Origin of the sequence: Nonomuraea sp. NPDC050680 (assembly GCF_040654555.1) — a bacterium.
Taxonomy (GTDB): Bacteria; Actinomycetota; Actinomycetes; order Streptosporangiales; family Streptosporangiaceae; genus Nonomuraea.
The window spans coordinates 1-10049 of the sequence record NZ_JBFAIF010000048.1; the positions used below are offsets into that span (position 1 = coordinate 1).

Sequence of the window (10049 nt, forward strand, 5' to 3'; positions counted from 1 at the left end):
GAGCTGGCCGCCGGAATACACCGCCACCGCGCGGAAGACCGTCGCCCGTGAACACGCGAGCGAGAAGCTCATGCCGCCGCCGTAGCTGAAGCCCAGGGCGAAGCGCTGGGAGGTGTCGACACAGAGGTCGGCCTCGATCCGCCGGATCATGTCGTCGACGAAGGTGATGTCCTCGCCGCCGGAATTGGCCCAGCCGTTGTTGAAGCCCTGGGGCGCGACGAAGATCGCGGTGTTGTTCGACAACGCCCTGAGCCCGTAGTAGGACCAGGGGTACCCGCTGGTTCCGCCGCCGTCGACGTCATTGGCGGTGCCGCCATTCCAGTGGAATCCGAAGATTAACCGGTAGGGGGTGGTGTTGGTGTAGTTGTCGGGAATTCTCAGAATGAAACTGCGATTCTTGCCGCTGGTCGTTATCGACTGCGGACCGCTTCTCAGCGTCGGCGTCTTGCCGCACCCCGCGGTGGTCCCCAGGGTGCTCTTCATGGTGGCGCTGTCGGCCGTGGCCGTATATGCCGGAGCCAGGGCGAGCAATACCGCGGTCACGACAGCGACGATTAAGGACCTATGCCTGCACATCGAGCATGTTCCTTTACCGGAGAAATGAGGAAGCCATTTCCGCCGTCCGGCCGAGTCGTCGGTGTTAACGCTCACTCAGCCCCTCGCAATCGAGCCTCCTTTCTTCCGGGTGGCTGCGGATGGCGGTGCAGCGGAGCAAATATGACCGTGACCGGGCCTGTCAAGAAGCGGCCTTTCCCCGGTTGCCGGCGCTCTGCCTGGACGACCCTTCGCTCCCGCGTCTGGCCAGGGGAAGCGGTCGCGGTCACCGCTGACACGCTGCGGTGAAACTTTCACAGCGCTCGATCGAATCGGTTCCGGGACGCTAGCGCTTCAGCCAGCCCGGGTCGGCGGACCCGCTGCGGCGGACGAGCCAGGCGTCGGTGATGTGGTTGAACATGGCCTCGGCGGCGCCGGCGGGATCGCAGGCGGCGATGCGCTCGTAGATGCGGCGGTGGCCGAGGTTCGACGCCACGCACAGGGCCCGATCGGTCCGGCCCAGGTATCGGGCGGAGTTGACGACCTGGCTCTCCAGCGACCGTACGACGCCACGAGCGATGCGGTTTCCTGAAGCCCGCATGATCGTGTCGTGGAAGGCGCGGTCGCTGTCGGCGTACGCGACGTGGTCGTCCACCAACTCGTCCATGCGATCCACCAGCGCGCGCAGCCGCTCCACGGTGTCCGGCCCCCCTACACGGGCGGCGACGTTCGCCATGTCGGACTCCAGCACGCGCCGGGTGACGACGAGGTCGTCGAGGATCGCCAGGCTCTCGTCCTCAGCGATGGTGGCGGCGAGGACGAGCTCGTCGAGCATGTTCCACATCGCGGGAGGAGTGATCATGGTGCCGGCGCCTTGGCGGACCTGCACGAGCCCCTTCTCCTGCAGGACTTTCACGGCTTCCCGTACGACGGTGCGGCTTACGGAGAAGGCTTCGCACAGCGCGGGCTCGGTGGGCAGCGACGTCCCCGGCGGGTGCACGCCGCGAACGATGCGCTCCACCAGCTCGGCGGTCACCGCTCTGGCGAGACTGGCCGGACGTTGTGCCCAGGCCGGTGGTGCCGGGACAGCGCTGCCTGTTTCCTGCGATGCCGTCATATCGCTCCCATGATCTGGATCAGTCTACAGGTGTCCCTTGACCGTAATACGTCATACGAATTATGTTTCGCCGGGACGGCCGGGCGTATCGGCCGCTCTCGAAGGGTGACATCTATGAAGCAGCGAGTGTGGTGGTCGGTCCTGCTTGCCACGGGACTGGCCGTGGCCGGTTGCGGGAGCGCGGCGCGGACGGAGGCCCCGTCCGGCGGAGACTCGCAGCCCAAGCAGCACAAGCTCGTGGTGTGGGACTGGAAGTCCGGCGAACCGGCGGCCGCCGCCTACATCGAGAAGGCGAAGGCCGACTTCGCCCAGCGGCATCCTGACGTCACCGTCGAGTTCGTCGCCCAGCCGTTCGACCAGTACTACACCTTGCTCGGCACAGCCGTTCAGTCGAACAAGGGTCCCGACGTCATGCTCTTCAACGGGGGCGGGCAGATCCGTGACCGGGTGAACGCGCTCGTACCGCTGGACCAGTACGTGAGCGAGGACAAGAGCCGCTTGGCCGGCTGGGACGCCTTCAGCAAGGACGGCAAGACCTACGCCGCGCCGGTGACCCTGCAGGGCCACCCGATCTACTACAACAAGGCGCTCTACGAGAAGGCCGGTCTCGACCCGGCGAACCCGCCCAAGACCTGGGACGAGTTCGTCGCCGACTGCGCCGCCATCAAGAAGGCGACCGGAGCCGCGTGTTTCGCGCTCGGCAACAAGGAAGGCTTCGGCATCCAGTTCTTCATGTCGGGCCTCGGCTCCGGCATCCTGACGCCTCAGGAGTACGACGACTGGATCGCCGGGAAGCGTGACTGGACCTCCCCCCATGTGAAGCGGATCTTCGAACTGTGGAAGGACGCCAACGACAAAGGGCTGAACAACGAGGGCGCCAACTCCACCGCGATGTTCACCGACATCTTCAGGGTCTTCGAGACCAATAAGGCCGCGCACATCATCGGGCTGATGTCGGACGTCGGGCACTGGAAGGACTTCGCCGAGTTCCTGCCGCCCGACAAGATCGGCATCATGCCGGCCCCGGTCGTCACCGGCGGGGCCACCCCGAGCCTTCCGTACGACGGCGGCATCGGATATGCCGTCGCCAAGTGGACGAAGGACCCGAAGCTGGCCGCCGATCTGGTGCGATCCCTGACCTCGACCGACGCCTTGACCGCGTTCTACGCCAAGGCCGGCGCGATCGCCTCCGACACGACGATCGACGTCTCGCAGGCAGGGCCGGCCGTCGCCGCGATCGTGCCCGAGATCAAGACCGGCAAGCCCGCCCTGCACGTCGCGCTGTCCTCCAAGACCCTGGACCTGATGGGAAGACTGTCCCAGCAACTCCTGAGCGGGTCGGCCACCGTGGACAAGGCGGTGCGGCAGTTGGCCGCCTCCGATCGGAAGAGCTGATCGCGTGCCGATCGGAAGTTCGTCACCGCAGGTCCGCCCGGCCCGCTCCGGGCGGGTCGGCGCGGCGACGATGAAGCGACGTGGACACCTCGGGGGCGTCCATGCGAGCGCCCGGTCCACCTCCCGTGGGCCGCGCGCCGAGCGGCTCGCGCCCTATGTCCTGGTGGCCCCGGCCGTACTGATCATCGTGGTGCTGCGGCTGTGGCCGCTGGTTCTCGGGGTCAACTTCTCCTTCACCGGTGACGGAGAGTTCAACGGTACCCCGGTCGGTGCGAGCAACTACCTGGAGCTGCTCGGCGACCCGTTGTTCCGCACGTCCCTGAGCAACGTCGGGCTGCTGGTGCTGCTGCTCCCCGTGGCAGTGGCGATTCCCGGCCTGCTCGCGACCTTCATCTACCTACGAGTGCCGGGTCACCGGGTCTACCGCAGCGTCTACTTCTTCCCGGCGGTGCTCTCACCGGTAATCGTCGGTGCGATCTTCAACCTCATGCTCGGCTTCGACGGCCCGGTGAACGCCATCCTCGGAGCGATCGGCGCCGGCCCCATCGACTGGCTCGGCGACCCCGGCATCGCCATGTTCACCGTGGTCGGCGTGCACATATGGGCGACGTTCGGGATGGCCCTGGTGGTGTTCCTCGCCGGATTCAGCACCCTGGACGCCTCCCTGCTGGACGCCGCCCGGGTGGACGGCGCGTCGCTCGGCCGGACCATCTGGCACGTGATCATCCCGAGCCTGACACGCACCATCCAGTTCGTCTTCGTGACCACGATGATCGGGATGCTGACGTCCATGTTCGGCCTGCTCTTCGTGATGACCGGCGGGGGCCCGGAGGGCTCGACCTACCTGCCGGAATTCTACATCTGGCACCAGCAGGGACAGATGAACCGCCCGGCGCTCGCCTCGGCCGCCTCGACGGTCCTGTTCGTCGTCATGCTCGTGGTGGGGCTGCTGCAGATCGGCGTGCTGCGCCGCGCTGGGAGGCAGGACTGATGCACGGCATACGCCTGGCCAGGTGGGTGGCCGCCGTCCCGATGGCCGCTCTCGCGCTGGCGACGATCTATCCGCTCGTGTTCACCGTCAACGTCGCGATGAAGACCCGGCGTGACTACGTCCTCGACCGGTTCTCCCCGGCGGGTTCCCTGCGCTGGGACAACCTCGCCGAGGCGTGGGCCAGCGCCGGAATGGCACGATATTTCGTCAATTCGTTCGTCGTCGTGTCCTTCGCCGTGGTCCTCTTGCTGCTCCTGGGGTCGATGGCGGGCTTCGCGCTGAGCCAGCTGCGCTTCCGCGGTTCCTCGGTGATCTTCCTGGGCTGTCTGGCGGGGTTGTTCATCCCCTTCCAGGTCATCATGGTGCCGCTCACCAGGATCATGGCCGACAGCGGCCTCGTCGACACCTACCCGGGGCTCATCCTGGCCTATGTCGCCCAGTTCCTGCCGTTCACCGTCTTCTTGATGACGAGCCACTACCGGACCATTCCGGCGGAGATCGTCGACGCCGCCAGGATCGACGGAAACACCACTTACGGCGTGTACCGGCGGATCATGCTGCCGCTGGGCGTTCCGGCGCTGCTGTCGGTCGGCATCCTCGACGCCTTGTTCTGCTGGAACGACGTGCTCATCTCGCTGCTAATGATGCCGTCGCCCGAACACCGCACCCTCATGATCGGCGTCAACTCGCTGCGCGGACAGTACTCCGATGACATCCCCACGTTCGCCTCGGGAGTCCTGATCGCCGCGATACCCGTACTGATGATCTATCTGTTCCTTCAGCGGCAGATCGCCGACGGCGTCACCGCTGGTTCCACGAAAGGCTGACATGCGCATCACTGCGTATCGGACCACCACGACGGTCCAGGTATGGGGCCGTCCCGTCGGTGATGCCAACGGCGTCTTCGCCGACGGGGTCGTCCCGGTGCCGATCGTCATGGTGGACACCGACGAGGGGATCACCGGCATCGGCCTCGGGCCGCACGTCGAGATCGACACCGTGTTCGCCGCGATCGAGGGGGAGGACCCGCGCGGCGTGACGGCCCTCTACGACCGCATGCTGCGGCAGACCTTCAAGGCGGGCCACGCCGGCGCCGTGTTCGGCACGATCGGCGCACTCGACACCGCCCTGTGGGACATCAAGGCGCAGGCGGCCGGTGAACCGCTCTGGCGGCTTCTGGGCGGGCGGGACCGGCGGGTTCCCGCCTACGCGTCGGGCCTCGACATCGGCCTGACCGACGACGAACTCGTCTCCGCGTACCAGGTCTACGCCGAGCGCGGTCTGCGCGCGGCCAAGCTCAAGGGCGGCCTCGACATCGAACGCGACCGGCACCGCCTGACGCTGGTACGGGACGTGCTGAGCGAGGCCCGGCACGGATCGAGGCCGGGCCTGATGCTCGACGTGAACGAGGCATGGACCCGTAAGCAGGCGGTCCGGCACGTCTGTGAGCTGGAGCGCAGCCTGGATCTCACCTGGATCGAGGAACCGGTCCGGCGGTGGGACGCCGAAGGCCTGGCCGCCGTCGGCAACGGCATCCGCGCCTCCGTCGCCACGGGGGAGAACCTCACCGGCCTGGAGCAGTTCCGTCCGCTGCTGGCCGCGGGGGCGGTGGACATCGTACAAACGGCCGCGGTCTGGGGGGTGACGCACTTCCTGCGGGTGTCGGCCCTGGCGCACGCCCACGACCTGCCGGTCAGCCCGATCGGCACCACGCCGGTCGCGCTGCTGCACGCCGCGACGTCGGTGCCGAACCACATGGCCAGCGAGCTGCAGGACCTGCACCCGCCGCTCGGGATGTCGCTCGACACCTACGTCGAGGACGGCGCCTTCATCCTCGGGGACGCGCCGGGTCTCGGCATCACCGTCGACGAGAACGCGATCAACGGGTTCACCCGCCGGCCGGACGCCAGGGCAGCCGAGGGCCCCCACACCCGGCCGGAGCACGCCGGGCGGCGGCTGCTGCCGGTGACCGACGCCTTGCGCAGGTGACTGCCGCCCGAGGCGCAGATGTCAGGGGCGCCCGCCAGGAGGTGGCTACCCGGTTGCGGTGGTCCAGCGCTGGTTGGCGCCGCCATTGCAGGACCAGATGACGAGTTTGGTGCCGTTGGCGGTGGCGTTGTTCGGCGCGTCCAGGCACTTGTTCGCCCCGACGGCGGTGATGGTGCCGTCGGCGTTGAAGCGCCACTGCTGATTGCTCTGGCCGTTGCAGTCCCAGATGATGACGTTGGTGCCGTCGGCGGTTCCCCGGTTGTACACATCCAGGCACTTGCCGCCGTAGACCTTCAGTTCGCCGCTCGCGGAGGGCGTCCACTGCTGGCTGGGCCGGCCGTCGCAGTCCCAGATCTGCGCCTGCGCACCGTTGGCCTGCGAGGCATTGGTGACGTCGAGGCACTTGCCCGAGCCCACGCCCTTGATCGTGACCGTGGTGGGCTGGACGATGCCGCCTCCGGTCACGACGTACATGGCCGCCCCGTGCCCGGGAACCGACGCGCTGATCGTCCCGGAGGAGGAGGACGTCGTGTGCGCCCACAGGTCACGTACCGAGTAGGAGGACGCCGAGCCCAGCCCCAGGGCGGAGGCGGTGGTGGAGACGGTCGAGGTCGAGGTGCCCCGGTTGAGCAGGACGACCGCGACCGAGCCGTTCTTCATCGGCTTGCGCCAGACCTCCAGGTTGCCGTTGTCGCTGATCTTGTGGCCCTGCCGGCCGCCCCAGTCCTGGTTGACCGCGATGACCTCGGTGTTGGTGAGGATGGTGCGCGTGTCGGCGCTCATCGTGCGGATGTCGTTTCCGGCGATGAGCGGTGCGTTCAGCAGCGACCACAGGCTGAAGTGCGCGCGGCCCTCGGTCCCCGTCACCCCGCCGACGCCGACCTCCAGCATGTCGGGGTCGTTCCACCCGCCCGGGCCAGAGTACGTCTCCAGCCCGACCTGCTGGTCCAGGATGCCCGTGATGGAGTTCCAGTTGGCCGCGATGTCGCCGGTGTCGCGCCAGGAGTTGCCGACAGGCATCCCCCAGGTCCACACGCTCTCCTGGCCCCAGTTGCACAGGCTGTAGAGGATCGGGCGTCCGGTGGCGGCCAGCGCGTCGCGCATGGCGGTGTAGCGCTGCTGCCCGTTCATGCCCCGGTGGTCACCGCAGTTGTCGTACTTCAGGTAGTCGATCCCCCAGGACGCCCACAGGGCGGCGTCGCGCTGCTCGTAGCCGAGACTGGCCGGGTACCCCGCGCACGTCGTCGTGCCCGCCGAGGAGTAGATGCCGAGCTTGAGCCCCTTGCCGTGTACGTAGTCCGCCAGCGCCTTCATGCCGCTGGGAAATTTCTGGGGATCCGGCACCAGGTCGCCGTTGGCGTTACGGCTCTTGGTGGACCAGCAGTCGTCGATGTTGACGTAGGTGTAGCCCGCCGCCGCCATGCCGCTGGAGACCATGGCATCGGCCGTCTGACGGATCAGTGTGTCGTTGATGTTGCAGCCGAAGCTGTTCCAGTCGTTCCAGCCCATCTGAGGTGTGCGGGCCAGGCCGTTGTCCAGGGCGACGGCCGGTGACGTGGCACCGCCGATCGCGAGGAGGGAGCCGGCCGCCAGTAAGGCGGCCATCGTCAGGCCAAGGATTCTGCGCATCTGATTGTCACCTAACGGAGTGATGTCACGAGCCGACGCGCGTCCAGCGCTGATTGGCGGCGCCACCGCAGGACCAGATCTGGAGCTTGACGCCGTTGGCCGTGGAGGAGTTGGGCACGTCCAGGCACTTGTTCGCCCCGACGGCGGTGATGGTGCCGTCGGCGTTGAAGCGCCACTGTTGATTGCTCTGGCCGTTGCAGTCCCAGATGATGACGCCGGCGCCGTCGGCGGTGCTCCGGTTGGACACGTCCAGGCACTTGCCGCCGTAGATCCGCAGCTCGTTGGCACTGGTTGGCGTCCAGCGCTGGTTGGACTGGCTGTTGCAGTCCCAGATCTGGGCCTGCGCGCCGTTCGTCTGTGACGCGCCGGAGACGTCCAGGCACCGGCCTGAGCCGACGCCTCTGATCGCGATCTCGCTGGAGGTTTCGCCCCCCGGCTGGCCGATGCTGCCAGGAACCGACTGCAGCGCCGCGTACCACGCGGCGGCCATCTTGTCGTAACCGCCGGCGGTCGGGTGGATGCCGTCGATCAGGTCGGAGGTGGTCAACCTGCTGTGCATGTCGACCAGGTGGACGTGCTTGCCGCTGTTCACCTTGCTCTGGACGATGCCGGGGATCGCCGCGTTGAACGTGCGGGCGGCCGACTCCTGGCCGGAGTTGGACAGCGGGATGATGGTCGCGACGAAGACATCCGCGTCGGGCGCGGCCGCGGTGATGTGGTCGATCAGCGTGGACAGCCGCTGCGGGGCGCCGGCCACGTTGTAGTTCTGCAGGATGTCGTTGGTACCTATGTGAAGCAGCAGCGTGTGCGGTGTGTACGTGCGCAGCCAGCCGGTGATGTTCGCGTCGATCTGGTCGATCCGCCACCCGGGATGACCCTCATGATCGTGATCGCCCAGGCTGCCCGGCCCGTTGAACTGTGACCCGACGAGGTCGACCGTGTAGCGTCCGCCGATCAGGCGTTGCCACAACCCGATCCGGTAGCCGCCCGGCACCTGCGTGCCTTCGGTGATCGAGTCGCCGAGCGGCATGACGTGGACCCCGCCGCTGGACTCGGCTCCGGCGACCCCCGTCCCCATCGCCATGCCGGTCGCCGCTAACGCCACCGTTGTGAGCACGGCGGCCCACCATTGCCTCCAGGTACGCATGCTCAGCTCCTCGCCGTCGGCCGCGAGGGATGCGGGCAGCGCATCGACCCCTTTGCTGTGGACACCAGTACCTCCCTGTGATCACGTTTGTCATCTCTGACATCGCCTCGCCGGGCCATGACGCCGAAAGCGACGCCACCAGCTCAGTTGCGGGTCCAGCGCTGGGCGGCCTGGCCGTCGCAGCCCCAGATCCGCGCCTGCGTCCTCTCCGCTGTTAGCGCTAACAGAGCGCTGGCTGGTCAAGCTCCCCTCGGGCCGGTGGAAGTGGTGGCGGGACGGAGCAAACATGAGGCAGAAAGGTACTGTCAAGAGCGCCTTAGCTTGCGGCGGGTCAGAAGAGGCATCCGCCGAGCGCGCTCACCTCGGATTATCGAGTCCAGCCGCAGCGGACCAGCGGGAGCGTCGCCATGAAACTTTCATCTGAGCCTCGCCCGGCGAGCCAGGCCGAAACATTTCAAGAGCCACAATCCGCAGATTAGCTGCATAGTCGAGCACTGAAAGGGACAAGCGCAGCCGAAAGTTTCACCATATCCTTGACAACTTTCGGCGAGATTCACACACTAAGTGCCCGAGGTGAGCGCCCCTACCGGCTCGGTGGCGCTCGGCAGAGGGAGCGCCGTCCCGGCGCCTGTGGTGTGCGTCCACCGGAGGCGTGGCGTCGGGCCCGCAGGTGCGTCCCGCACGATCCTTTTCCCATGATTGGCAGCTGGAGGCTCGAACATGCGTGTCAACGCCATGTCCCCACGTACCGCCAGACGGCCGCTCGGCGCGCGCCGCCGGGCGCTGATCACCGGCGCGCTCGGCGCACTCGGCCTGATCACGGCCCTGGCGACGGCGATTCCGGCCGATGCCGCGGCGAGCACGCTCGGCGCGGCCGCCGCGCAGAGCGGTCGCTACTTCGGCACCGCCATCGCCTCGGGCAAGCTCGGCGACTCCGCCTACACCACGATCGCCAATCGCGAGTTCAGCATGGTGACGGCCGAGAACGAGATGAAGATCGACGCCACCGAGCCCAACCGGGGGCAGTTCAACTTCACCAGCGGGGACCGCGTCTACAACTGGGCCGTGCAGAACGGCAAGCGGGTGCGCGGGCACACCCTGGCCTGGCACTCCCAGCAGCCGGGCTGGATGCAGTCGCTGTCGGGCAGCACGCTGCGCCAGGCGATGATCGATCACATCAACGGCGTGATGGGCCACTACAAGGGCAAGATCTACGCCTGGGACGTGGTCAACGAGGCCTACGCCGA

8 protein-coding genes and 1 pseudogene are annotated in these 10049 nt (G+C 67.4%); 5 read left to right on the plus strand and 4 right to left on the minus strand.

Features of this window, described 5'->3' with window-relative positions:
* Both AB0H88_RS52375 and AB0H88_RS52380 read right to left on the minus strand, forming a co-directional pair.
* Positions 1-543: pseudogene (locus tag AB0H88_RS52375) on the minus strand (hypothetical protein); the annotation flags it as partial.
* A gap of 337 nt (positions 544-880) precedes the next feature.
* Complete coding sequence (locus AB0H88_RS52380; RefSeq protein ID WP_357657705.1) at positions 881-1570, minus strand: FadR/GntR family transcriptional regulator; 690 nt, start codon at positions 1568-1570, stop codon at positions 881-883.
* Between the two features lie 195 nt (positions 1571-1765).
* Here AB0H88_RS52380 and AB0H88_RS52385 point away from each other — a divergent pair, with 195 nt between their 5' ends.
* From AB0H88_RS52385 to AB0H88_RS52400, 4 genes are read left to right on the plus strand one after another with little or no spacing between them, the layout of a single operon-like run.
* A complete protein-coding gene (locus tag AB0H88_RS52385) occupies positions 1766-3046 on the plus strand; it encodes an extracellular solute-binding protein (RefSeq protein ID WP_357657707.1) in 1281 nt (426 codons plus the stop codon).
* A 4-nt stretch (positions 3047-3050) separates the two neighbouring features.
* Entirely contained in the window at positions 3051-4037 is a 987-nt protein-coding gene (locus AB0H88_RS52390; RefSeq protein ID WP_357657709.1) for a sugar ABC transporter permease, read from the plus strand.
* Positions 4037-4864, plus strand: coding sequence for a carbohydrate ABC transporter permease (locus tag AB0H88_RS52395; protein ID WP_357657711.1), 828 nt, complete (start codon positions 4037-4039; stop codon positions 4862-4864). The genes AB0H88_RS52390 and AB0H88_RS52395 overlap by 1 nt, the downstream gene beginning before the upstream one ends.
* 1 nt (position 4865) lies before the next feature.
* Positions 4866-6026, plus strand: coding sequence for a mandelate racemase/muconate lactonizing enzyme family protein (locus AB0H88_RS52400; protein ID WP_357657713.1), 1161 nt, complete (start codon positions 4866-4868; stop codon positions 6024-6026).
* 45 nt (positions 6027-6071) lie between these two features.
* Here the strand turns inward: AB0H88_RS52400 and AB0H88_RS52405 are convergent, their stop codons facing one another.
* Positions 6072-7655: an RICIN domain-containing protein gene (locus AB0H88_RS52405; protein ID WP_357657715.1), complete on the minus strand. Its 1584-nt coding sequence runs from the start codon at positions 7653-7655 to the stop codon at positions 6072-6074.
* Between the two features lie 25 nt (positions 7656-7680).
* Positions 7681-8802 carry a lectin gene (locus tag AB0H88_RS52410; RefSeq protein WP_357657716.1) on the minus strand — a complete coding sequence of 374 codons (1122 nt, stop codon included), beginning with the start codon at positions 8800-8802 and terminating at the stop codon, positions 7681-7683.
* A gap of 720 nt (positions 8803-9522) precedes the next feature.
* Between AB0H88_RS52410 and AB0H88_RS52415 the strand changes: the two genes are divergently transcribed.
* On the plus strand, positions 9523-10049 hold a 527-nt coding region (locus AB0H88_RS52415; RefSeq protein ID WP_357657718.1), incomplete at its 3' end, for an endo-1,4-beta-xylanase.